Genomic DNA, 24094 nt, shown 5'->3' on the forward strand with positions numbered 1-24094 from the left:
TGAAAAAATTAAAGATTTGACACCTTTTTAAGTTTATGAAATTTATTTTATCATTAATTAGTACGCTTTTATTTGTTGCCACTGGATATTCTCAGTTTGATAACGGAAATAATTCTATTGAGATTTCTCCAATTAAGAAAAATCCGATATCTAAATCGAAGAGTACACCTTCAAAATTCAGCCCATTACCTTCAATTAAACCTAATTTCAAAGACATTCCGTTAAACAAAGAGCCTGAAATTATTTTTAAAAAAATTGGAGGTTCTAAGCCAATTGACCTTACTTTAAAAAATGATTTTATAAAACCAGGACTTGTATATCAAGATAAATTGAACAAAATGGGTGACGGGGAAGTTTCTCAAGCTTTTAGAAAAAACCAAAATTTAGGTGATTTTAAAACAAAATCAATCTTTTTAAAAATACTTTGCAGAGACAATCAATTTGTTGATGGCGATCGAGTTCGAATTTATATTAATGATTTAATAATTCAAGAAAACGTTCTTTTGGAAGCAGACTTTAAGGAGTTTGAAATGACACTAAAAGCGGGTTTCAATAAAATTGATATTGAAGCATTAAATGAAGGAACTTCAGGCCCCAACACAGCTGAATTTCAAGTTTATGATGATAAAGGAAAGCAGATTTCTGCAAATCAATGGAATCTTTCCACGGGATTTAAGGCAACTATAATTGTTGTAAAAGAGTGATTCTCTATTAAATAATTAGTAATAGAGAACTTAAAAAATATTATCTTCTCTCTAAAAGCACTACATTTTCAACGTGATGCGTTTGTGGAAACATATCAACAGGACGAACACGAGTTACTTTGTATTTTTCATCCATTAGCGCTAAATCACGTGCTTGTGTAGCTGAATTACAACTTACATAAACTACTTTTTCAGGCGCAATTTTCATGATTTGTTCAATTACATCTTTGTGCATTCCATCTCTTGGTGGATCGGTGATAATCACATCTGGTTTCCCGTGTTGTGCGATAAAATCCTCGTTGAAAACAATTTTCATATCACCAACATAAAATTCACAATTAGTGATATTGTTTCTTTCGGCATTGGCTTTAGCGTCAAGAATAGCTTCAGGAACACTTTCCACACCAATAACTTTTTTGGCATTTTTAGATACAAATTGCGCAATAGTTCCAGTTCCAGTATATAAATCGTAAACAATTTCATTGCCGGTAAGTCCTGCGAAATCTCTAGTGATTTTGTATAATTCAAATGCTTGATCAGAATTAGTTTGGTAGAATGATTTTGCATTTATACTAAATTTCAAACCTTCCATTTCTTCCAAAATATAATCTCGTCCTTTGTATAATTTTATATTTGTATCGTATAAAGTATCGTTTGCTTTTGAATTAATTACGTATTGTAAAGAAGTTATTTGCGGGAATTTTTCGTAAAGATGGTCTAAAAGCAATTCTCGATTTGGTTTGTTTTCTTCAAAAAATTGAATTAATACCATGATTTCTCCGGTTGATGCTGTTCTTAGCATCAGTGTTCTTAGGAATCCTTCATGACTTCTTGGATTGAAAAAAGTTAGATTGTGTTGGTTTGCAAAATCACGAACTTCATTACGAATGGCATTGGAAGGGTCTTCTTGAAGATGACATTTTGTAATGTCTAAAATTTTATCCCACATTTTCGGAATATGAAATCCGAGTGCGTTTCTATTTCCCAAATCTTCGGTACTTCCAATTTCTTCTTCAGTTAACCACCGGCTGTTAGAAAAGCCAAATTCCATTTTGTTTCTATAGAAAAACTGTTTTTCAGAACCTAAAATTGGTTCAAATTCGGGAAGTTCTATTTTTCCAATACGTTGAAGGTGGTTTTTTACTTCGTTTTGTTTGTAGAATAATTGTTGGTTGTAGTTCATGTTTTGCCATTTACAACCCCCACAAACGCCAAAGTATTCGCAAATTGGTTCTATTCTGTGTTCAGAAAATTCGTGAAACCTCACTGCTTTTCCTTCATAATACGCTTTGCGTTTTTTGAAAGTTTGAACATCTACAACATCTCCAGGAACAACATTAGGAATAAAGATTATTTTTCCATCGGGTGCTTTAGCAACTGAAACGCCTTTTGCGCCAGCATCAAGGACTTTTATATGATCGAATACGATTTTGTCTGTAATTTTTCTAGCCATAGCGCAAAAATAAGTTTTTATAAAACCAAAAGTTAAAATATTTTTAGAAATTTATGTTATTTACTTTAAAATCCTTCAAAAACTCCCAAACCAAATAACGCAAAGTCATATTTTACAGGATCTTTTTCATCAAATTTTCTAAGTATAGCATCCAATTCAGCAACCGCTTTCCCGTCATTTTGTTTTCGGTTTAAAATCCCTAATTTACGGGCTACATTTCCTGAATGAACATCCAAAGGGCATGAAAGAGAAGCAGGAGATATCGATTTCCAAATGCCTAAATCTACGCCCTTATTGTCTTGCCGAACCATCCAGCGAAGGAACATGTTGATTCTCTTCGCAGCAGAATTACTCATTGGATCGGAAACATGTTTTTCGGTTCTGTGAAGATGCGATATTTCAAAAAAGGTTTTTTTGAATTCAGAAATACTCGATTGCATTGAATTCAATTCGCTATTATTAAGTTGTCCTTTATAGAAAACAGCTTCCAATCCGTTATGATTGTTATAAATGTTTTGTAAACTTTTTATGAAAAACTGAAAATCTTGACTGTTAAATGTACGATGAACAAAGGATTCTAATCGCTCCAAATCATTTTCAGTGTGGGACATTACAAAATCATAAGGCGCATTTCCCATCAAATCCATAATTCGATGGGAGTTTTTGATGATCATTTTGCGATTTCCCCAAGCGATAGTAGCACTTAAAAAACCTGCTATTTCAACATCTTCTTTTTGAGAATATAAATGTGGAATTTGAACAGGATCACTTTCAATAAAATTCAGATTGTTGTACAATTCTACTTTTTCGTCAAGAAAAGATTTGATTTCGTTGTTTGTCATTTTATAGTTGGAACCCTATAAATGGTTACTAATTTGCCCGTCAACCATAACCAATTTTCTATCTGCCATATTAGCCAATTCCTCGTTGTGGGTTACAATTACAAATGTTTGTCCGAATTCATCCCGTAATTTAAAAAATAGCTGGTGCAAATTTTCTGCCGATGCGGTATCTAAATTCCCAGAAGGTTCGTCAGCAAAAATAATTGCAGGATTGTTAATTAAGGCTCTTGCAACTGCCACACGTTGTTGTTCTCCACCAGAAAGTTCGTTGGGTTTATGATTTATTCGATTGGAAAGTCCAAGATAATCCAACAATTTTTTAGCAGCAATTTCGGTTTCATGTTTGGATTTATTGGCAATAAAAGCAGGAATACATACATTTTCTAAAGCGGTAAACTCAGGTAATAATTGATGAAATTGAAAGATAAAACCCAAATTCAAATTTCTAAATTTAGATAAAGTCTTATCATTCATCGTTAGAACGTTTTCGCCATTTATAGTTAATTCTGAATTATTATCTGCGGTAATTCCATCATTAGAACGTGGATTGCTCGGTTTGTCTAACGTTCCTAATATTTGCAAAAGCGTTGTTTTTCCGGCGCCAGAAGCGCCAACAATCGATACTATTTCACCTTTTTTAATGTGCAAATCTACCCCTTTCAATACTTGGAGTTCGTCGTAAAATTTATATATATTTTTTGCGTGTATCATTTTGGAACAGTTTCCACAAAGAAACAAAGATTTTAACGATTTTTGAATGGAACAGAAAATAAAATTTAATCACAAATTATAATCTTTAGTTAATTAGAAAAAGACTATCCATATTTCTTGATAAATTTGTCAAAAATTAGAAAACTATGAAAAAGAAAATTGGAATCCTTTTGGCAATGTTGCCTTTTTCGTGTCAATCAAAAGAAAAAGAGGTTATTATACCTAAAATCAAACAACCTATAAAAATGGAAATGCAAGAAAAAATAGAAGTCGCAACATTCGCTGGTGGCTGTTTTTGGTGTACAGAAGCAGTATTCTTAGAATTAAACGGTGTTAAATCGGTGAAATCAGGATATATTGGTGGAAAGACTATAAATCCAACCTACAAAGAGGTTTGCAATGGCGATACAGGTCATGCTGAAGCGATCCAAATTGAATTTGATTCAAGTAAAATTTCTTTTGGAGAATTATTAGAAGTATTCTTTGCTACACACGATCCAACAACTTTAAACCGGCAAGGTAATGATTCGGGAACTCAATATAGAAGCGAAATTTTCTATCATAACGAACTCCAAAAAAAGACAGCTGAAGACTATCTTACTTTATTAAGGAAAGAAAATACGTTTGGAAAACCAATAGTAACTGTAATTTCTTCTGCAACAAAATTCTATGAAGCGGAAGATTACCATCAAAATTATTACAACCAAAATCAATCTCAAGGTTATTGCAGTTATGTAATTACTCCAAAAGTCGAAAAAGTAAGGAAATTATTCAAAGACAAACTCAAAAAATAAATTAATAATTTTTTCATACCTAAAAAAGCCACTCGAAAGTGGCTTTTTTTATTTCTTATTTTTCGTCATTTTCATATTCAAAACTTCTACCAAAAGGGAGAAGGAAATGGCAAAATATAAATAGCCCTTTGGCACCGCTTCCACGTGGTTTCCAAAAAAGGAGGCATTGGATAAATGTGCAGCTTCCGTTATCAGCATAAACCCTATTAAGACTAAAAATGTCAATCCTAATATTTGGATGGAAGGGTGCTTATTTACAAAAATTCCAACAGGAACTGCAAACTGCATCATGGTTAAAACGGATATTACAACAGCTGTAACCATTATATAAATTGCACCTTCAACACCATTTGTCATTCCAACTGCTGTCAAAATACTGTCGAATGAAAACACAATGTCAATCAAAATTATTTGCACAATCACGTTTGAAAAAGATTTGGTTGCTGATTTTCCCAATTCTTTTTCTTCCTGTCCTTTTTCTTCCACTTTTTCGCGAATTTCATTGGTGCTTTTGTACAGTAAAAACAATCCTCCAAACAATAAAATCAGACTTTGCCCTGTAATTTGAGCGGAAAACCAACTGTAATCAAATGTAAACCATGCTTCTTTCATAGCAATCAACACAGAAATTCCCATCAAAAGAGCAATTCGCATAAACATTGCCAAAAACATTCCGATTTTTGTAGCTCTTTTTCTTTTTTCAGAGGGTAATTTCCCAGTAGCAATCGAAATAAAAATGATATTATCAATTCCTAATACGATTTCTAAAAATGTTAATGTTAATAAGGCAATCCAGGCGCTTGGGTTTAAAAAAACTTCCATTTATTTAGTTGTAAAAAATTATTTTTGTATTATAATTTTGATAATCTAAAGTTTTTTAGCAATTCCTTTTTGCTTTTCATCACTTCCAATTATTCCAAACTCAAAGGTATAAGAATTTTTCGTAGTTGACACTATTCTCATACTAATTGCCTTTTTTTCTTGAATGTTTTTTGGGTGTAATTTCTGTAAAACAAACTCGCAATCGTTCACCCAACGCACCGTTGCCGTATCGGTTTTGCCTTCGTAAGTCTCGATTTGTAACGTCTCTGAACGCTCAAAAACTGTTGTTTTCTTAACGCCATTCACGACAAAATCAAACTGAAACTTGCCCGTTTTAAAGTCCTTGCAATTTCGTTCTACATCATAACACGATGTCAAAATCAAAAGTGGCACAAAGAATATTATTTTTTTCATTTTTATTTTTTTTTGAAGCTAATCCTGCTGTCATTCCAAATCCTCGCTAAAAAGCTCGGGATTTTCCCTTCCATCAGGGCTAGTTATTCTATATTAATATCATATTTTCTCAACTATTTCATGCTTTTTTATCTTGCGAGAATTTTTCATCATTGTAATTCTTTGATTTATTCTTCTTTATTGATAAACTTTCCCATTCACTATTTTTTAATTGTTTAGCATAAAAAACAATTTGTCCAATATGATATGGATAATGCGCTAATTGTCTATTAATTGCTTCAATTACAGTGTGTTTTTCATTTCTAATATAAATGATTTCTGATAATTGTTCTGGTTTTAAAGAGAACAGTAATTCAAAAAAACAATCCCAACCTTTATTCCAAAAAATCATTAGTTCCTCTTTTGTTTTTATAGTTTCTTCAAACTCGCTATCCCGATTACGCCATTCTTTTTCACCATCGGAAGTAAAAAAATCAGTCCAGCGTGAAATCATATTTCCTGAAATATGCTTCACAATTGTTGCAATACTATTGGAATCTTCATTTGTTGAAATAAAAAGTTGTTCTTCTGTCAATTGATTTATTGCTTTTTCACCCAATGTTTTATAATATGAAAATTGGCTTTTAGCACTTTCTAAATAAGAATCAGTTACGCTCATATTACTCAATTTTAATATCATATTTATCCAATAATCCAACGATTCCCTGCGATGAAAACTTTGCTTTCCGCATTGGATTAAACTCTGGGTCAATTTTGAAATTTTGTGCCAAAGTAAAATCTACAGCAGTCAATTGTGTATCATTAAAAATGGCCCCTTCCAAATTGCTATTCTCAAAAACAGAATTTGATAAATTTGCGCCAATAAAAGTAACTTCTTTCAAAGATGAATTCATAAATTTTGTTTTCAACATTTTTTTATTGGCAAACGAGGCATAATCTAAAACGCATTCTTCAAAACTGACGTTAAATAAAAAATCATCGCATTCATGAAACTGAATTCCAAGCAATTTACAGTTAATAAAATCTACCGTTTTCAATCCCGTTCCTCTCAAATTAGTCACCGATAGGTTGCAATCGAAAAACTCGCAATCTATAAATGTATTACTAGAAAAATCACTATTTGAAAAATCACAATTCTTGAAAACACAACCTTCAAACTCCCGATTATTGACTTTTTTATTTATAAAATTAACTTTTTCAAAAGTCTGGTTAACGTTAATTAAGTTTTCCATTTATTTGCCAAAAAGGCTTTTCATTATAGTATTTAATCCTAAAAACAGTAATGCCATTGCTGTAATACAAATTGCAATTCCAATTCCTAATATCAAATAAAATGTAGGTTGTAGCTTGTTTATAAAACCAAAATGAATAATCGCAGGCCCTATAAACAGACAAGGCAATGCAATTGTCAAAAATTTTATTCCTTTGTTCAATAGGTCTTTTTCTGTTTTCATTTTTATTTTTTTTTATTTAAATAATGATCAACTGCTTTTCTGACACTTCCGTATTTATCTAATAATTCTGCACTAATTTCATACGTTACAGGAATTTCACCCATAATCATTTTTACGCCACGATCCACTAATTTGCTGTTGCTCAATTGCATATCAACCATTTTATTTCCTTTGACTTTTCCTAATTGAATCATCGTTGCCGTTGAAATCATATTCAGTACTAATTTTTGTGCTGTTCCTGCTTTCATTCGGGAACTTCCAGTTACAAATTCGGCGCCAACTACCACGTCTATTGGGAATTTTGCTGTTTGCGAAAGCGGACTTTCTGCATTACACGAAATAGAACCTGTACTAATATTATTTTCATTGCACGCTTTCAAACCTCCAATAACGTAAGGTGTAGTTCCTGAAGCCGCAATTCCAATGACAACATCATTTTCAGAAATGGCATGTTCTTGTAAATCAATCCACGCTTGTGTTGCATTATCTTCGGCATTTTCTACCGCTCTGCGAATGGCTTTGTCGCCACCAGCAATGATTCCATTTACCAAATCAAAAGGAACTCCAAAAGTTGGCGGACATTCTGAAGCATCTACAATTCCTAACCGACCGGAAGTTCCTGCGCCAATATAAAAAAGGCGTCCTCCTATTTGCATTTTAGCTACTATTTGAGCAACCAAGAGTGAAATTTGCGGCAATGCTTTTTCCACTGCAAAAGGGACAGTTTTATCTTCCTGATTGATATTAAATATCAATTCCTGAACCGACATTTTTTCTAAATGTTCGTATTTTGAGGATTGTTCGGTGGTTTTTATAAAAGTCATTTTTTAGGTTCAAAGATTCAAGTTCAAAGTTACAAAGTTTTTATTGAAAGGACTATTGTAATTTTGAGCAATTGCAGTTTTTTTTCGCGTGAGGGATTGCAGTGAAAAGCCCACAGACAAATGTAGCGTAGCGGAACTTGACGAGGACTTGCAACGTAAAGCCCGACCTCGTTAAACGAAAATTGTCTCGTACCTCGAAATGTTCTAAACGAGGTCACGCCCAAATTAAATAAAATAAGCCATTGCAATTCCTAAAATAATCATTGAAATTTTGGCAATATTAAATTTGTGTCCTTCGCTGCTTTCAAAAATTATGGTTGAGGAAATATGGAACAAAATTCCAATGACAACCGCAGTAATTTGGGTGTAATAATCGTTTAAAAAGGGAAGAATATCCGAAAGTAACGTTCCCAAAGGCGTCATAATTGCAAACGAAATCATAAATAAAAATATCGCTTTTTTATTCAATTGTGCATTTACAAAAAATGTGGTCAAAATGATTGCAATTGGAAAATGATGAATGGCGATTCCTATTGCCAATTCGTGTTGGTGACTCACTGGAAAACCCTCTAAAAGTGCGTGAATACACAAACTTATGAATAAAAGCCAAGGCATTTTGAACATTTTTTCGTGACCGTGAACGTGTCCGTGTTCGGCGCCTTTTGAGAAAAATTCTAAGATGATTTGGAATAAAATCCCGAACATAATATACAATCCAACCGATGAGTTTTGTGATTCATAAAGCGTTGGCAATAAACGCATAACGGTTAATGAAAGCAAAAATGAACCACTGAAAGCCAATAGTAATTTTAAGTTTTTCTTGGCTTCTGGTTTTAGGAATAATGCAATTATATATCCAATTAATACAGATAATAGTGGTAAAAGTAAGGGGAAATAAGTGTTCATTATTTGAAAATCATTATTAATCTTTCACTTTCTAATTTATGGAATTTTTTCAAGCGATAATCACCGAAAATATCTAATAAATAAATATCTGCTTGTTCCATCATGGATTCAAAATCTTGTAATGTTAAGGCTTTTACTTTTTCGGTAAAATGATATTTTTCTCCGTTATCTTCAAAATCTATTTCTTTATAAATATGATTGTCTTTTAAATATCGTTTGATGTGGAAGTCAATATTGTCAACCGTTTTCACTTCGTCGGGAACTAAATTAGTCAAGACATTTGGCACATTCATAAAGTCAATTACGGCAAATCCGTACTCTGAAATGCTTTCTTTTATGGCTTTTAATGTCGTTAAATTGTCTTCATCATTTTCAAAATAACCAAAACTTGTGAATAAATTTAATATGGCATCGAATTTTTGTTCGAATGGTTTACGCATATCGTGTTCTACAAAATGTAAGGTTTCATTCTCGGATTTTTTTGCAAAAGCAATACTATTTGATGACAAATCTGCACCTGTAACATCAAATCCTAATAGGTTTAAATAAATGGAATGACGCCCTTTTCCACAAGCCAAATCTAAAATTTTAGCATCTTCGGGTAGATTTAAATAATGAACGATGGTGTCCATAAACAACTGCGCTTCTTCCTCATCTCGTTCTTTGTAAAGGATGTGATAATAAGGCGAATCGAACCAAGAGGCGAACCAATTTTGGGCTTTAGAATTTGCAGTTTGAGAGTTTGTATTTTTTAAATCTGACATTTATTAATTTGAATTTCATTTAAAATACAAATTTAGACTATTTTTGCCAAATATAACGATAACAATTGACCCTTTGGGGGTTAGTGAGGTATGGAAAATTTTAAAATGATTGCCAAAACTTTTTTTGGTTTTGAAGAAATCTTAGCAAATGAGTTGAAAATGCTTGGTGCGCAAGAGGTAGAACAGGGTGTGAGAATGGTTAGTTTCAAAGGAGACAAGGGTTTTATGTACAAAGCAAACCTATCTTTGAGAACTGCTTTAAAGGTATTAAAACCAATTTATTTTTTCAAAGCTACGAACGAACAAAATTTATATAAAGGTGTTCAAGGTGTTAATTGGTCCAAATTTATTGGTGCAAACCAAACTTTTGTGATTGATGCAACGGTACATTCTGATAATTTTAATCATTCGGAATTTGTTTCACAAAAATGTAAGGACGCTATTGTGGATCAATTTAGAGATAGAACGGGACAACGCCCAAGTATTGATAAAATTCATCCTGATTTAAGAATTAATATTCATATTGATAAAGACCAAGTTTCAATTGCCTTAGATACTTCTGGAAATTCATTACACCAACGAGGTTACAGAACGGCGACCAATATTGCTCCTATAAATGAAGTTTTGGCTGCGGGAATTTTAATGCTTTCTGGTTGGGATGGTCAAACTGATTTCTTAGATCCTATGTGTGGATCGGGAACTTTTCTTGCTGAAGCAGCGATGATTGCTTGTAATATTCCAGCTAATATTAATAGAAAAGAGTTTGCATTTGAGAAATGGAACGATTGGGATAATGATTTATTTGATTCAATTTTGGAATCATTAATGAAAAGAGTTCGTGAATTTCATTATTCAATAAAAGGTTTTGACAAAGCACCAAGTGCCGTAAATAAAGCAAAAGACAATATTAAAAACGCCAATTTAGACGAATATATCAATATTGAAGAACGCAATTTTTTTGACACTGAAAAAACATCAGAAGGAAAATTGCATATCGTTTTTAATCCGCCTTATGATGAGCGTTTGGACATTCATATGGAAGAATTTTACAAAAATATTGGCGATACTTTAAAGAAAAATTATCCTGGTACCAATGCATGGTTCATTACAGGAAATTTAGAAGCTTTGAAATATGTTGGATTAAAACCATCTCGAAAAATCAAACTTTTCAATGCAAGTATTGAAGCTCGTTTGGTAAAATACGAAATGTATGAAGGTAGCAAAAGAACGAAATTTCAAGTGGTAGAAAATCCTACAGAATAATATTAAATTTAAGAATTATGACAAAATTACAAGTAAAAGCGTTTGTTTTTCAATTGTTGTGTTTTGCAACTTTGTTTATTTTGGGACGCTATTTAATTGAACGTTACACTTACTTAACTGGACTTTGGATTCCATTTACGGCATTTGCAGTAGGAACACTTTTGGCTCCTAAATTTCAAGCGGTAAAAACAAATGACGGGGAAAAGTTGTTTATGAAATGGATGTTTATCAAAGGAATTAAAAAAATCAAGTAACTATTTATTTTTTTTTACCAGTTTTTTCGGTGAAGATTTTGTTTTATATAGCGGTAAAAAGTAGGAAACAGTATAGTTAAAACCTACACCAAAATCGCCATTATAGGTTCTATTAAAACCTGGAATATATAAATTATCGAAGTTTTCAGGCTTGGTATTTGAAAGTATTTTATTCATTCTAACGCTGAAACCAACATAGATATTTTTCAAAACTTCGGCTTTCATTCCAACCACAACTTCAAACCATTGTGCTGATAATCCGTTGAATGTTTCTCCAGAAACAACTGTTGGCGCTTCAGGAAAATAAGTTGAAGTATTGTATAATTTATAGCTATTGAGTTGCTGGCTGAACGTACTTGCACCGTAACGCAACCCAATAAAAACCATATTTCTCATATCCAACCAATTTTCGTAGGAATTATAATCAAAACCAGCTTTAATATAGGTGCCTTTTGCGGTGGTATTCAATCTATCATCGTCGGTAGTTTTGTTCTCATTTCCTAATTCGGCTGCCAAATAGTAGTTTTTCGTGAGTCGGTAATCCCCAACAAATTCAATTCCTTTGTAATTTTTATCATAAAAAGAACGAGTTAATTTGAATAAATCGGCGCCAACTCGAATTCCGAATCGTTCAATTTTTGGAGGAATACTGTCTGTTTTTTTCTGTTGTGCATTTACTAAAAACGACAGCAAAATTAGTGCAATACTAAAAGTAAATTTTGATGTGTGTTTCATTTTCAGTTGTTATGTTTGAGGTTGCAACAGTTATATTTCGAATCCAATATCCATTTGGAGATGACATATCAGTTTTAATATATGGAGTTATTGGGTCTAATGTGAAAATAGTTTTATAGCCACAAGCTCTCGACACAAAAATATTTTGTCGAGTGTAATTGAATTGCAAAAAATCTTCATTTGCAATAGTTACATCTGTGCTATTCAAAATCAAACTATATTTAGTTATATCTTCATTGGTTTTTAATGGCAATTGGATTTTACTTGCACTTGCAAAACCAAGAACAGTAGTACTTCCAAATTCTTTAACTGCTAAATTGGTTACGTTTTTTAAAACTGTTGGATTTAAAATATCGTAAAATTCTATTATTAATTTTGGTGTTGTGGCCGTTGCTGCATCACAAATATCATCCTTCTCGCAGCTGGAGAAAGTTATTAATAATAAAAGTAAAACTGGGAATATTTTTTTCATTATTGGCGGGTTCTAATGGGTTTAAAATACATAAATTTCAAAATTAGCTATTCTTTTTTTATAGCTTTTTCATATTTTTCTCCAACGACTTTCCAATTTATAATATTAAAAAAAGCATCGATATAATTTTTTCTTTTATTTTGATATTCCAAATAATACGCATGTTCCCAAACATCTAACGCTAATATTGGAGTTCCAGAAACGATAGCTTTTGGCATCAAAGGATTGTCTTGATTGGTTGTGGTTGTAATTTGTAGTTTTCCAGTTTTATCGACTATTAACCAAGCCCAACCAGAACCAAATTGTTTGTTGGCAGCATTTTTAAATTGATTTTTAAGGCCTTCAAAAGAGCCAAAATCTTTAGTAATGGCAATCGCCAAAGTATCTTTTGGTAGTCCGCCTGCTTTTGGTCCTATACATTCAAAAAACAAACTGTGGTTGTAATATCCACCGGCATTATTTCTTAAATTCAAACTGTCTGCTACAGATTTTGATAAAATTTCATCAATAGTTAATCTTTCAAAATCAGTATTTTTTATAGCTTTATTTAAGCTATTTGCATAGGCAAGATAATGTTTAGAATAATGAAGTTCCATCGTTCTCGCATCAATTTCAGGGGAAACAGCATCATACTTGTAAGGTAATTTGACTAATTCAAACGTTCCTTTTTCCGCCTCAATATCGTCAGGAGATCCTATCGTGTATTTTTCTACGGCAGAAGGAAGTGGTACTTCAACTACCTCTGTAAGTTTTTTATTATTACACGATACTATTACTAAATATATAGAAAAACACAATAAATATAAATTTGCCTTTTTCATGATTGGTTATTTTTTATATAATGACATTATATTTTCGATATAAAGTTCCTTAGCTTCATCCATAGATAAATGACTTATTTGCATCCATGCATTGGTTTTGAACGCATTTCTCAAATCAAAATTTGAATTTTGATTACTATTAAGAGTGCCGAAAGTTGCTTGTTTATAATAGGCATACAGCCGTAATTGCACATCTTGAGGCAATGATTCCTGTACCATAGTAGAAGCAATTTCAACGGCTTCCGCAAATCTTGTATCTAAATCTTTTTGTTTCATTACGATTTTATCGCAATTATTGTTTTCCCTCCAATTGCTTTATCATTCAATTTTACATTAATTTGGGTACCTAATGGCAAGAACAAATCTACTCTTGAACCAAATTTAATAAAACCAGCATCCGTACCTTGAATTACTTGCATTCCTTCTTCAGCGTAATTTACAATTCTTCTTGCCAATGCACCTGCTATTTGTCGGTACAAAACCTCTCCAAATACACGGTTTTCAATAACAACCGTAGTTCTTTCATTTTCTTCACTTGACTTTGGATGCCAAGCAACCAGAAATTTACCCGGATGGTATTTGCTAAATTTCACTTCTCCATTCAAAGCATATCTTGTTACATGCACATTTATAGGTGACATAAAAATAGAAACTTGAAGCCTTTTATCTTTAAAATATTCCCCTTCAAATACCTCTTCAATCACAACAACTTTTCCGTCAACTGGCGCAATAATATTATTGTCATTAATCTCAACTGTTCTTTCAGGATTTCTGAAAAATTGTAAAATCAAAAGTAAAAACAACAATATCGTAATCTCTACTGCTTTCTGCAACCAAATAGTTGCAATAAATGTGTCTGCTAATAATAAAAACGCAACCGTTAGTGTAGTTGCAATTAAGATAATTTTCCCTCCTTCTTTATGAAACATAATTCAAAATTTTATAAAATAAAAATACAAATGGCGCTACAAATATAACACTATCTAGTCGATCTAGAATCCCTCCATGCCCGGGCATTATTTTTCCGCTGTCTTTTACGCCAGCAATTCTTTTAAACTTAGATTCAATTAAATCTCCAATTGTTCCCATAATCCCAACTAAAATTGAAATTATAGTCCAAATTAAGATTGATTTTCCACTAAATTGAGAGGTAGCTTTAATGTAATATTTTGATATTAAATAGCCTGCAAATATTGCAAAAATGATTCCTCCAAAGAACCCTTCTATAGTTTTTTTTGGCGATATTCTTTCAAACAGTTTATTTTTCCCTATCGATTTGCCTACTATATATGCAAAAGTATCATTAGTCCAAATCAATATAAAGAGTCCAATAATAATTTTTGGGTTATAGTCTTTTACACCGAAAGAAATTTTAGTGATAAAAATAAATGGTAGAATAATGTAACCTAATAAGTAGATATATTTAGATGAAACACTTACTTTTTGAATTTTATCATACAACAAAAAAAAGATACATTTGATAGATACTATGATTGCTATACTTAATAAAACTATATCTAGTAGTTCTATATTTACTGTAAAAGAAATATTAGTTTTAAATATTTCATTTATAGTTTTTGAAACTACTAAATTATAATGGCTAATTAAAGTCACTGAAGTATAAAAGATATTACCAAAAAGAATAGGGAAAACTTTATTTATTTGAACTAAATTGCAAAATTCATATATAGTAATTGTTAAAAATATCCCAAATAACACAAAAAAACTTTCTGTAGAATACAGAATCGAAGTAAGTAACAAAATGATATAAATAGACCCTGAAACGGCCCTTTTTAGAGTTTCATTCATCTTATAAATCCTCTAAAAGCAATAAATATAAATTTTTAGCAGAACTTCCGTAGTGTAAAAAGTCATCTTCTTTAACTTTTTCAAAATATTTTATAGTAGTGATATTTGTAGGGTAATTTTTTTCATATTTCTTCTTAATCATTCGTAGTCCATCACTAGTACTTTCAACAATTTGACTTGTTTTTGCGAAAATAATTATGTTAGTAGGTAATTCATTTGGTTTTTTTTGCTTAATTTGATTTGAAGAAAACAAGATTGAACCTTCTTCAGCAATTAAATTTTCGCAAGTAGCTAGAAGGAATTTAGGATTTAATGGTTTTTCATACGTTAGTTTATTATCATCTAACATACTGTACAAACCGGGATCAAAACATAAAACTTCAGATTCAAACCAATCGTTTTCTTCTAAAATATTTTCAAAGTGTTCTTTAACTTCCCCAAGATTTTCACAGTATAAAAATTTACCTCCATTTTTTTTGAAGTTAAATGTAAATCTTTCATCAACTGGTAATGATAAGTCTGTTGCTGAACGGTTGAATTCACTGTGGCTTTCCTCTTCAGAGGATTCCTCACCAGAACCAAAAAATTTTCTAAAAAGACTCATACTATTACTTAAAATATTTAGTTTGTTTATACAAAACATCCAAAGATAAAAAAATCTTAATTCAAAAGCATTTTTGAATTAAGATTTTTTTAAAAAAAGTAATAAATATTCTATTTTAAAGCGAAGTTTCTTCCATTAAATTTTTATCAAAGCTTCTTTTTCCAAAAATAGCTTCTAAATCGTCCTTGAAAATAACCTCTTTCTCAATTAATATATCGGCTAATAAATTCAGTTTGTCTTTATTTTCATTAAGAATTTGAATCGCTCTTTGGTATTGTCCTTCAATCAACAATGAAATTTCTTTGTCAATTATCATTGCAGTATCTTCAGAATATGGTTTTGAAAAGTTATATTCACTTTGCCCTGACGAATCATAATAAGTAATATTACCAATTTTATCATTCAATCCATAAACCGTAACCATTGCTCTAGCTTGTTTTGTAACTTTTTCCAAATCACTCAAAGCACCAGTAGAAATTTTATCAAAAACGACTCTTTCAGCAGCTCTTCCGCCCATTGTTGCACACATTTCATCAAGCATTTGATCTGGACGAACAATCAATCGTTCTTCAGGTAAATACCAAGCTGCTCCTAAACTTTGTCCGCGAGGAACAATAGTCACTTTTATTAGTGGAGCTGCGTGTTCAAGCATCCAACTTACCGTTGCGTGTCCGGCTTCATGAACAGCAATTGCTCTTTTTTCTTCAGGGGTTACAATTTTGTTTTTCTTTTCTAATCCACCTACAATTCTATCAACAGCATCAAGAAAATCTTGTTTGTCAACAGCAGTTTTGTTGTGTCTTGCAGCAATTAAAGCAGCTTCATTACATACATTTGCAATATCAGCTCCTGAAAATCCGGGGGTTTGTTTTGCTAAAAAATCTGTATCTAATCCTTCTACTTTTTTCAAAGGTGCAAGGTGAACATCAAAAATTTCTTTTCTTTCACGAACATCTGGTAAATCAACAAATATTTGTCTGTCAAAACGACCCGCACGCATCAATGCTTTATCCAAAACATCAGCTCTGTTGGTTGCGGCTAATACAATTACATTTGAATTGGTTCCAAAACCATCCATTTCTGTAAGTAACTGGTTTAGTGTGTTTTCACGTTCGTCATTTCCTCCAGACATGTTGCTTTTTCCACGGGCTCTACCAACAGCATCAATTTCATCAATAAAGATAATTGCAGGTGACTTTTCTTTCGCTTGTTTGAATAAATCACGAACTCTTGAAGCTCCAACACCAACAAACATTTCCACAAAATCTGAACCAGATAAAGAGAAAAATGGAACTTGTGCTTCTCCAGCCACCGCTTTAGCCAATAATGTTTTTCCAGTTCCTGGAGGACCAACTAACAAAGCTCCTTTTGGAATTTTACCACCAAGATTGGTATATTTTTCAGGATTTTTCAAGAATTCAACAATTTCTTGTATTTCTTCTTTAGCTCCTTCAAGTCCTGCTACGTCTTTGAAAGTAGTTTTAATATCTGTTTTTTCATCAAATAGTTTGGCTTTCGATTTTCCAATATTGAAAATTTGACCCCCAGCTCCGCCGCCTGCGCCTCCATTCATTCTTCTCATGATGAAAATCCATAGTCCTAATATAAGGACAAAGGGAAGAATCATTTGTAAAAGTTCACTCCAATTGCTTTTAGGCAAGAAGCTGTATTCTTTCAATTGTCCTGCTTTTACTGCGGCTTCCAACTTATTTTGGAATATTTGATCATTTCCAATATCAAATGTATAATGAGGTCCTTTATTGGGCCTGTTTAATAAATCTTTTGCAACAGCCTTGTGAATTGGTTCTTTTAATGCCGAAGCTGTTAGAAAAACATCGGCTTCCGTTTTGTTATAAACAATTACCTTTTCAACTTGACTTTTTTCAAGGTATTCGTTGAATTTTGATGAAGATGTTTTTAGCGGTTCTTCAAAGCTAGAACCTCCAGTCATGAAACTTATGAATAAAAAAATCAATGCAACTGCACCATAAATCAACCAAGGATTGATTTTAATTTTTTTAGGGTTTTGATTGTTTTCTGTAGCCATTTAATATAAAATCTTTAGTATTTATTAGCAATTGTTGTAATTTTTGCATCGCCCCAAAGGCTTTCGATGTTGTAATATTCTCTGATGTTTTTTTGAAATACGTGAACTACAATATTCACATAATCCATCAAAACCCATTCTGCATTTTCCATTCCTTCCACGTGCCAAGGCTTATCTTTTATTTCTTTTGAAACCGTTTTTTGAACAGAATTCACAATTGCATTTACCTGAGTATTTGAATTACCATTACAAATAACAAAATAATCACAGGCTGAATTATCAATATCTCTCAAATCTAAAATGTCAATATCATTTCCTTTTACTTCTTCTATTCCCTTAATAATGTTTGTTAGTAAAACATCATTGCTATTGTTTTTTTTAGCCATTTAAAATTTTTATATTTTTTGCAAAGTTACCATTTTTTGTGCTTAATTTTGAACCTTAACACAAGTTTAAATACTGTAGCACTCTTTTAATTATATGAAATTAATCAAACTCGATGCCATAGATTCTACGAACGATTTCCTAAAGGCTTTGTTAGGCAAAGAAATGCTAGAAAATTTTACCGTTGTTTCAGCCGAAAATCAAACCAATGGCAAAGGTCAAATGGGGGCGAAGTGGGATTCTGAAATTGGTAAGAACCTTATTGTTAGCGTCTTAATAAAAGATGTTTTAAAAAACAATACTGAAATTTTTGATCTTAATGTTGCTATTGCAGTTGCTATTCTTTCGACATTAGAAACCTATAACATTCCAAATTTAGCTATAAAATGGCCAAACGACATATTGTCAGATAATAAAAAAATTGCGGGCATTTTGATTGAAAACACTATTAAAAATAATAGTGAAATTGTTTCTATCATTGGATTTGGTCTAAATGTGAACCAAATTAATTTTGATGGACTTCCAAAAGCAACTTCTTTAGCGGTTGTAATGGGTTCTGAATTTGATAAAGAAATACTACTTTTCAAAATTATTGATGCAATAAAAATAAATGTTTCTGTTTTGAAAAATGGTTTAGTATCCTATTTATGGTTGGAATACAATCAAAAACTTTTCAAAAAAGGGGTTCCAATGCCTTTTTGCAATTCCAAAAATGAAAAGTTTATGGGAATAATTCAAAATGTGAATTCTTTTGGGCAATTGGCTGTTTTATTAGAAAATGATGTCGTCGAAACTTTTGGAATTAAAGAAATTCAAATGTTGTATTGATAAAACCTTTAAATTAAAATCAGCATCTTTTTTAATCAAAAGAATTCCTTTAGGATCAGCCTCGGGTTAATATATTTTAATTTCCTAATTCTTTTCTGAACGTTTTTCTTCGGCAAATGATTTTGGGGTCGAAGTTTTTCCAAAGTAAATGAATGGCATGATTGTCGGCTAATTCTGGTGTTCGGATGCAATTTTGAATTCCTTTTTCAGTAAAAGTAGTATGGTATTCTTTGAAAATTATTGCGTGAACGCCTTTATTTTGATAGTCGGGATGCACGCCGATAAGATAAAAAGTCACATCTTTGCTATGGTTTCGAGCATTTAGTAAATGAAGGAATCCAAAAGGGAATAATTTACCATTTGCTTTTTGCAAGGCTTTAGAAAAACTGGGCATTACAATGGCAAAAGCAACCAAATTTCCATCTTTATCTTCTACAAATTTGATGTATTCGGGGTTTATAAAACTGATATACTTTTTCTTGAAATACTCTTTTTGAATATCAGAAATCGACACAAATGAAGATAAGCTGACATACGAAGCATTGAATAAATCGAACATTTTATCCACATACGGCATGACATCTTTGGTTTTTTTGAAATTGAGCGCTTTGAGTTGGTACCGTCTTTTTATTAATTCCTGTGCTTTGTCGAAATACTCCAATTTTACATTTTCGAAAGGGAATTTGTTTTCTAAATATTCCTTTTCGGTAACGTATCCCAATTGCTCAAAATGAGTCGCATAATAGGGATGATTGTACCACGTAATCATAGTTCCTAATTGGTCGAAACCTTCTGTAAGCACGCCAACTTTATCTAAATTGGAAAATCCCATTGGGCCTTCCACATGTTCCAAATTGTATTTTCGTCCTAATTCAGATACTTTTTCAAGAAGTGCTTTGGTAACTTTAATATCGTCAATTACATCAAACCAACCAAAACGGACTTTCTTTTTTTGTTGGTCATTGACCTCGCTCCAATTAATTATAGCGGCAATTCGCCCTACTATTTCATTGTTTTTATACGCCAAATAAAAGGAGGCTTCTGCGTTCTCAAAAGCTGGATTTTTGGTTTTATCAAATGATTCTAATTCATCGGCAATAATTGGCGGTACCCAAAATTCATTGTTTTTATATAATGAAAACGGGAATTTTATATATTCTGTTAGCTCTTTTTTTGTAATCGCTTCTTTTATTGTAATCATATTTTATTTGCCTTTTGAAGCTGGAACTTCATCAACTCGTTTTTTGCTTTTATCTTTATCTTTCTCTTTTTTGCCCTTTCCTTTTTTATCTTTTTCAGATTTTGATTTAGGAGTTCTCAGCATTACTTCATTATAATTTTCATCAAAACGCCAAGAAATTCCAATTCCAGCTACAAAAAGGGAAGGAGTGTTTTTGAAATTCACTGCTAAGTTGGCATCAATTTGAATATTTTCTTGAATTAAATAGGCTGCCCCACCTCGTACTACATTATCTGCATAAAAATTGCTTATGTACCCTTGTGTTTCTAAAAAACCTATCCATTCTGGATTGAAACCATGAGTAAGTGTTGCGATATATCCATAGGACGGAAATTCAGTTCCTATTTTGTCTGCAATAATATTAGTTATAATTACCGATCTTCCTAGTTGATTTTGAGTAATCAACATTGCTTTTGGACTAATTTTTGGGTCTGTAGGAAATGAAAATTCATTGTTAGATAGATTGAGATTCATGCCTGCATAAATTCCAACTGCAGGAAGTAAGGTTCTGAATTTGAATTTATGATTGGCTTTCCAACTTAATAAATCAACTTTTGCTTCATAGTTTTTGTTTGGGTCATAAATCAGGTATTTCGCACCAAAAGTTGATTGTTTGAAGGCTTTTCTTCTATAATTTTCAAAATCAGTCTTGTAGGTATCATTTTGATATTGCAAATCGAGATTGAATTCTAATTGTTCCAAAAAAGTACCGTAACGAAGGTTTAAATCAGTCCCAATTCCTCTCGCTTCGTAACCCAAAAGGTCGTGTTTTTCGGTACTTCCGTAAAAACCCATTTCAGCTTGAATTACTGTTTTCCCTACTGAAAATGCTGCCATAGATTTTCCTGGACGATTGGAATTGATTACATCTGTATATTGCGCATTAAGTATTGATGTTGTAAATAATACTACTATTAGAAAAAAAGCATTGCCTTGGGTCATAATTTTGGGTTTAGATTTATTTCAATTCAAATGTACCATAATTTATTATTTATTTAAGAATCATATTTTAAAATTCTTGCGTAATTTGTAAATTGATTTATTATTTTTGCATAAATTATTTTGATTATGGAAACGGCTTCTTTTTCAGGTTTTATTGAAACTATTTGCTACCTATTAATGTTTTATTATGTTTTCAAGTTTTTGGCGCGTTTACTTTTGCCAATAATGGTGAAAAAAGTAGTTGAAAAAGCAGGTCAAAATTTCCAACAACAATATCAAAACCAACAAAATCCTAACAATCAAGAGGAAAAAGTTTCCAATACTTCAACAGCTTCAAAACCTCGTGAAACTAAAAAAGTAGGCGAATATGTTGATTTTGAAGAAATAGAATAGTCACTGGATGTATTTGCTTTTTTAAATTCAGATTTGTTTAATTTATTTTTTACTTTTACAGTCATCTAAAAATAAAAAATGAAAAGATTAGAAAGAATTTATCCTCACGCAATTGCCGTTTTTGGTTTTATTTTAATTTCCCTATTATATTTTTATCCAGTTCTTCAAGGCAAGAAAATTGCGCAATCCGATATTGCTCAATATACAGGAATGGCAAAGGAGCAAAATGACTTCCGAGCTACTGAAAATGCAGAACCGTATTGGACTAACTCTGCTTTTGGAGGAATGCCAACGTATCAATTGGGGGCTAATTATCCGCACGAATATATTAATAAATTTGATGCTACTTTACGATTTTTGCCAAGACCAGCCGATTACTTATTTCTTTATTTCTTAGGGTTTTATGTCTTGTTATTAGTCTTAAAAGCAGATCCTTTGAAAGCTTTTTTTGGTGCTTTGGCCTTTGGTTTTTCAACCTATTTGATAATTATTCTAGGTGTTGGTCATAATGCAAAAGCCCACGCTATTGCGTATATGCCGTTAGTTGTTGCTGGAGTTCTTTTGGTTTTCCAACGTAGATTTCTTGTTGGCGGTTTGCTTACAATGATTGCCGCAGCCTTGGAATTGAATGCCAATCACTTTCAAATGACTTATTATTTATTGTTTTTAATTCTAATAATTTCGTTTTATTACATTTATAATTATGCCAAAGAAAAGGATTTCAAGACCTTATTTTATTCATTGGGAGTTTTTGCAATTGCAGGAATTTTAGCCATTGGTGCGAATGCTACTAATTTATTGGCTACAGCCGAATATGCAAAATACAGCACTCGAAATAAAAGTGAATTAACCTACAGCCCTGATGGTTCCAAAAGCGTTTCTGATAATGCAATGTCACACGAATATATTACCGAATACAGCTACGGAATTGCGGAAAGTTTCAACTTGATTTCCCCTCGAATTTTTGGGGGTTCTAATGGAGAAAATATTGGAACAAATACGAATATGTATGAATTCTTAATTGGCAAAAGTGTTCCTGAAGACCAAGCGAAAGATTTCGTTTCGAGTATGCCTGCTTATTGGGGAGACCAACCTATTGTTGCAGCGCCTGCCTATATTGGAGCCGTAGTTTTCTTCCTTTGCTTGTTGGCTTTATTTATGGATAAACGCAAAATAAAGTATATTTTTGTTGCGGGAGCTTTGGTTTCTTTAGTACTTTCTTGGGGTAAAAACTTCCCGATTTTGACCGATTTCTTTATTGATTTTGTTCCAATGTATAACAAATTTAGAGCTGTTTCTTCCATTCAAGTGGTGTTAGAATTGTGTATTCCGGTTCTGGCAATTATGGGATTACAATCCTTTTTTAAAGAAGAAAAAGACCAACAATTGAAAGGTTTATATACTTCTGGTGGCGTTTTTATCGGAATAATAGCATTTTTATTAGTAATTAAAAGTCAGTTTAATTTCTCGGGTGGAAGTGATGCTTATTTTTTACAAAATTATGGTCCTGAATTTATTGATGCTTTAAAAGAAGATAGAAAAAGTTTGTATTCTGCTGATTTATTGCGTTCTGGGTTTTTAGTCTTGGTTGCTTTTGGAATTTTATGGTTTTTCATAAAAAACAAATTGGCTAAAAACACTGCAATTATTTTGGTAGGTTTCATAATGATTTCTGACTTGTTTTTTATTGATAAAAATTATTTGAATGCTAAGAATTTTGTAAATCCAAGTGATGTTGACGTTCCTTTTCAACCCACTGCTTCTGATTTAGAAATCCTTCGCGATTCTACCCATTACCGCGTTTTTGAAGTAAATGGAAATATGGCAAATGCAAGAACTTCCTATTTTCATCAATCTATTGGTGGTTACAGCGCGGTTAAACCTCGTAGAATGCAGCAATTATTTGATTATCAAATTGCAAAAAACAATACCGAAGTTTTGAATATGTTGAATACAAAATACATTATTCAAACAGATTCGACTGGTGCAGCATTTCCAACTTCTAATCCAAATGCCAATGGAAATGCTTGGTTTGTTCAAAAAGTGAAATTCGTAAATTCACCAGATGAAGAAATGAAAGCATTGGATAGTTTAGACACCAAAAATGGTGCGATTGTAAACCAAAAAGAATTTGGAACACAATTGAAAAACACCACTTTTGTAAAAGATAGTTTGGCAATGATTACTTTGATTAGCTACAAACCAAATCATTTAAAATACACTTCTAACAACCCTAATTCAGGATTGGCTGTTTTCTCAGAAATGTATTACGCAGATGGTTGGAATGTCTATATTGATGGTAAAAAAGCGGATTATTTTAGAGCGGATTATGCGCTTCGTGCAATGGAAATTCCTTCTGGAAAACACAGTATTGAATTCAAATTTGAGCCACAAGTTGTTAAAACAGGAAGTACAATCGCCTTGATAAGTTCTATTTTGATGTTGTTGTTATTAATTGGTGGTATTTATATGAAAATAAAAAAAGGAAAGTTTGTTGTATAATATTTATTTGTAAATTTGATATAAAAATTACCAGTAAATAATATATTTTTAATATTCAAAATCATTGTTGTCCGATAAAAGTAAATAAAAAAGAAGCCAAAAAAAAGGCTTC

The 24094-nt window shown here is 31.9% G+C and carries 29 protein-coding genes; 7 read left to right on the forward strand and 22 right to left on the reverse strand.

Features of this window, described 5'->3' with window-relative positions; translation table 11 throughout:
* The first annotated feature begins 35 nt into the window (after positions 1-35).
* Entirely contained in the window at positions 36-704 is a 669-nt protein-coding gene (locus tag AC9UEH_RS03465; protein WP_509528418.1) for a hypothetical protein, read from the forward strand.
* A 40-nt stretch (positions 705-744) separates the two neighbouring features.
* On the opposite strand, the gene rlmD is transcribed toward AC9UEH_RS03465, so the two are convergent.
* The 3 genes from rlmD to AC9UEH_RS03480 all read right to left on the reverse strand — a co-directional run bounded on the left by rlmD (position 745) and on the right by AC9UEH_RS03480 (position 3710).
* Positions 745-2157 (reverse strand): 23S rRNA (uracil(1939)-C(5))-methyltransferase RlmD, encoded by a 1413-nt coding sequence (gene rlmD / locus AC9UEH_RS03470; protein ID WP_509528420.1) that lies wholly within the window; start codon positions 2155-2157, stop codon positions 745-747.
* A 65-nt stretch (positions 2158-2222) separates the two neighbouring features.
* A complete protein-coding gene (locus AC9UEH_RS03475) occupies positions 2223-2999 on the reverse strand; it encodes a TIGR02757 family protein (RefSeq protein WP_509528422.1) in 777 nt (258 codons plus the stop codon).
* A gap of 15 nt (positions 3000-3014) precedes the next feature.
* Positions 3015-3710 (reverse strand): ABC transporter ATP-binding protein, encoded by a 696-nt coding sequence (locus AC9UEH_RS03480; protein ID WP_509528424.1) that lies wholly within the window; start codon positions 3708-3710, stop codon positions 3015-3017.
* Between the two features lie 146 nt (positions 3711-3856).
* Between AC9UEH_RS03480 and msrA the strand changes: the two genes are divergently transcribed.
* Complete coding sequence (msrA, locus tag AC9UEH_RS03485; protein WP_509528426.1) at positions 3857-4504, forward strand: peptide-methionine (S)-S-oxide reductase MsrA; 648 nt, start codon at positions 3857-3859, stop codon at positions 4502-4504.
* A 48-nt stretch (positions 4505-4552) separates the two neighbouring features.
* Here the strand turns inward: msrA and AC9UEH_RS03490 are convergent, their stop codons facing one another.
* The 8 genes from AC9UEH_RS03490 to AC9UEH_RS03525 all read right to left on the reverse strand — a co-directional run bounded on the left by AC9UEH_RS03490 (position 4553) and on the right by AC9UEH_RS03525 (position 9688).
* Entirely contained in the window at positions 4553-5326 is a 774-nt protein-coding gene (locus AC9UEH_RS03490) for a TerC family protein (RefSeq protein WP_509528429.1), read from the reverse strand.
* A gap of 45 nt (positions 5327-5371) precedes the next feature.
* Entirely contained in the window at positions 5372-5740 is a 369-nt protein-coding gene (locus AC9UEH_RS03495) for a DNA topoisomerase IV (RefSeq protein WP_509528432.1), read from the reverse strand.
* Positions 5741-5858: 118 nt separating this feature from the next.
* Positions 5859-6398, reverse strand: coding sequence for a DinB family protein (locus tag AC9UEH_RS03500; protein ID WP_509528434.1), 540 nt, complete (start codon positions 6396-6398; stop codon positions 5859-5861).
* 1 nt (position 6399) lies between these two features.
* Positions 6400-6972: a pentapeptide repeat-containing protein gene (locus AC9UEH_RS03505; RefSeq protein WP_509528436.1), complete on the reverse strand. Its 573-nt coding sequence runs from the start codon at positions 6970-6972 to the stop codon at positions 6400-6402.
* Positions 6973-7194, reverse strand: a complete 222-nt coding sequence (locus AC9UEH_RS03510) for a DUF6095 family protein (protein ID WP_509528438.1) — start codon at positions 7192-7194, stop codon at positions 6973-6975.
* Between the two features lie 2 nt (positions 7195-7196).
* Complete coding sequence (murQ, locus tag AC9UEH_RS03515) at positions 7197-8018, reverse strand: N-acetylmuramic acid 6-phosphate etherase (protein WP_509528440.1); 822 nt, start codon at positions 8016-8018, stop codon at positions 7197-7199.
* Positions 8019-8243: 225 nt separating this feature from the next.
* Complete coding sequence (locus tag AC9UEH_RS03520) at positions 8244-8924, reverse strand: ZIP family metal transporter (RefSeq protein ID WP_509528442.1); 681 nt, start codon at positions 8922-8924, stop codon at positions 8244-8246.
* Positions 8924-9688, reverse strand: a complete 765-nt coding sequence (locus tag AC9UEH_RS03525) for an SAM-dependent methyltransferase (protein WP_509528444.1) — start codon at positions 9686-9688, stop codon at positions 8924-8926. The genes AC9UEH_RS03520 and AC9UEH_RS03525 overlap by 1 nt, the downstream gene beginning before the upstream one ends.
* 90 nt (positions 9689-9778) lie before the next feature.
* Between AC9UEH_RS03525 and AC9UEH_RS03530 the strand changes: the two genes are divergently transcribed.
* Both AC9UEH_RS03530 and AC9UEH_RS03535 read left to right on the forward strand, forming a co-directional pair.
* Positions 9779-10951 carry a THUMP domain-containing class I SAM-dependent RNA methyltransferase gene (locus AC9UEH_RS03530; protein WP_509528446.1) on the forward strand — a complete coding sequence of 391 codons (1173 nt, stop codon included), beginning with the start codon at positions 9779-9781 and terminating at the stop codon, positions 10949-10951.
* Between the two features lie 17 nt (positions 10952-10968).
* On the forward strand, positions 10969-11205 hold the full coding sequence (locus tag AC9UEH_RS03535) for a hypothetical protein (protein ID WP_509528448.1): 237 nt from the start codon (positions 10969-10971) through the stop codon (positions 11203-11205).
* On the opposite strand, the gene AC9UEH_RS03540 is transcribed toward AC9UEH_RS03535, so the two are convergent.
* The 9 genes from AC9UEH_RS03540 to rsfS form a co-directional block, all read right to left on the reverse strand.
* Positions 11206-11940 (reverse strand): DUF6048 family protein, encoded by a 735-nt coding sequence (locus tag AC9UEH_RS03540; RefSeq protein ID WP_509528451.1) that lies wholly within the window; start codon positions 11938-11940, stop codon positions 11206-11208.
* Positions 11912-12412, reverse strand: coding sequence for a DUF6452 family protein (locus AC9UEH_RS03545; RefSeq protein ID WP_509528453.1), 501 nt, complete (start codon positions 12410-12412; stop codon positions 11912-11914). The genes AC9UEH_RS03540 and AC9UEH_RS03545 overlap by 29 nt, the downstream gene beginning before the upstream one ends.
* Positions 12413-12459: 47 nt before the next feature.
* Entirely contained in the window at positions 12460-13233 is a 774-nt protein-coding gene (locus tag AC9UEH_RS03550) for a superoxide dismutase (RefSeq protein WP_509528455.1), read from the reverse strand.
* A 6-nt stretch (positions 13234-13239) separates the two neighbouring features.
* Positions 13240-13509 carry an acyl-CoA-binding protein gene (locus AC9UEH_RS03555; protein WP_509528457.1) on the reverse strand — a complete coding sequence of 90 codons (270 nt, stop codon included), beginning with the start codon at positions 13507-13509 and terminating at the stop codon, positions 13240-13242.
* On the reverse strand, positions 13509-14162 hold the full coding sequence (locus AC9UEH_RS03560; protein WP_509528459.1) for a phosphatidylserine decarboxylase family protein: 654 nt from the start codon (positions 14160-14162) through the stop codon (positions 13509-13511). The genes AC9UEH_RS03555 and AC9UEH_RS03560 overlap by 1 nt, the downstream gene beginning before the upstream one ends.
* Complete coding sequence (locus AC9UEH_RS03565) at positions 14152-15042, reverse strand: phosphatidate cytidylyltransferase (protein ID WP_509528461.1); 891 nt, start codon at positions 15040-15042, stop codon at positions 14152-14154. Before AC9UEH_RS03565 ends, AC9UEH_RS03560 begins: the two co-directional genes overlap by 11 nt.
* A gap of 1 nt (position 15043) precedes the next feature.
* Positions 15044-15646 (reverse strand): LUD domain-containing protein, encoded by a 603-nt coding sequence (locus tag AC9UEH_RS03570; protein WP_509528463.1) that lies wholly within the window; start codon positions 15644-15646, stop codon positions 15044-15046.
* 115 nt (positions 15647-15761) lie between these two features.
* The gene (gene ftsH, locus AC9UEH_RS03575) at positions 15762-17693 is read right to left on the reverse strand and encodes an ATP-dependent zinc metalloprotease FtsH (RefSeq protein WP_509528465.1); all 1932 of its coding nucleotides are present in this window, start codon (positions 17691-17693) and stop codon (positions 15762-15764) included.
* Positions 17694-17707: 14 nt separating this feature from the next.
* A complete protein-coding gene (rsfS, locus tag AC9UEH_RS03580; protein ID WP_509528467.1) occupies positions 17708-18079 on the reverse strand; it encodes a ribosome silencing factor in 372 nt (123 codons plus the stop codon).
* 94 nt (positions 18080-18173) lie between these two features.
* On the opposite strand from rsfS, the gene AC9UEH_RS03585 reads away from it, so the two are divergent.
* Positions 18174-18905: a biotin--[acetyl-CoA-carboxylase] ligase gene (locus AC9UEH_RS03585; RefSeq protein ID WP_509528469.1), complete on the forward strand. Its 732-nt coding sequence runs from the start codon at positions 18174-18176 to the stop codon at positions 18903-18905.
* A gap of 76 nt (positions 18906-18981) precedes the next feature.
* Here the strand turns inward: AC9UEH_RS03585 and AC9UEH_RS03590 are convergent, their stop codons facing one another.
* Together AC9UEH_RS03590 and AC9UEH_RS03595 are read right to left on the reverse strand one after the other, a co-directional pair.
* Positions 18982-20106 carry a GTP cyclohydrolase gene (locus AC9UEH_RS03590; protein ID WP_509528471.1) on the reverse strand — a complete coding sequence of 375 codons (1125 nt, stop codon included), beginning with the start codon at positions 20104-20106 and terminating at the stop codon, positions 18982-18984.
* A gap of 3 nt (positions 20107-20109) precedes the next feature.
* The gene (locus AC9UEH_RS03595) at positions 20110-21087 is read right to left on the reverse strand and encodes a transporter (RefSeq protein WP_509528474.1); all 978 of its coding nucleotides are present in this window, start codon (positions 21085-21087) and stop codon (positions 20110-20112) included.
* A gap of 126 nt (positions 21088-21213) precedes the next feature.
* Between AC9UEH_RS03595 and AC9UEH_RS03600 the strand changes: the two genes are divergently transcribed.
* Complete coding sequence (locus tag AC9UEH_RS03600) at positions 21214-21480, forward strand: DUF4834 family protein (RefSeq protein ID WP_509528476.1); 267 nt, start codon at positions 21214-21216, stop codon at positions 21478-21480.
* A gap of 78 nt (positions 21481-21558) precedes the next feature.
* On the forward strand, positions 21559-23982 hold the full coding sequence (locus tag AC9UEH_RS03605; protein ID WP_509528478.1) for a YfhO family protein: 2424 nt from the start codon (positions 21559-21561) through the stop codon (positions 23980-23982).
* Positions 23983-24094 lie beyond the last annotated feature (112 nt).

The sequence above is a fragment of the Flavobacterium sp. genome (assembly GCF_040402835.1).
Lineage (GTDB): Bacteria > Bacteroidota > Bacteroidia > Flavobacteriales > Flavobacteriaceae > Flavobacterium.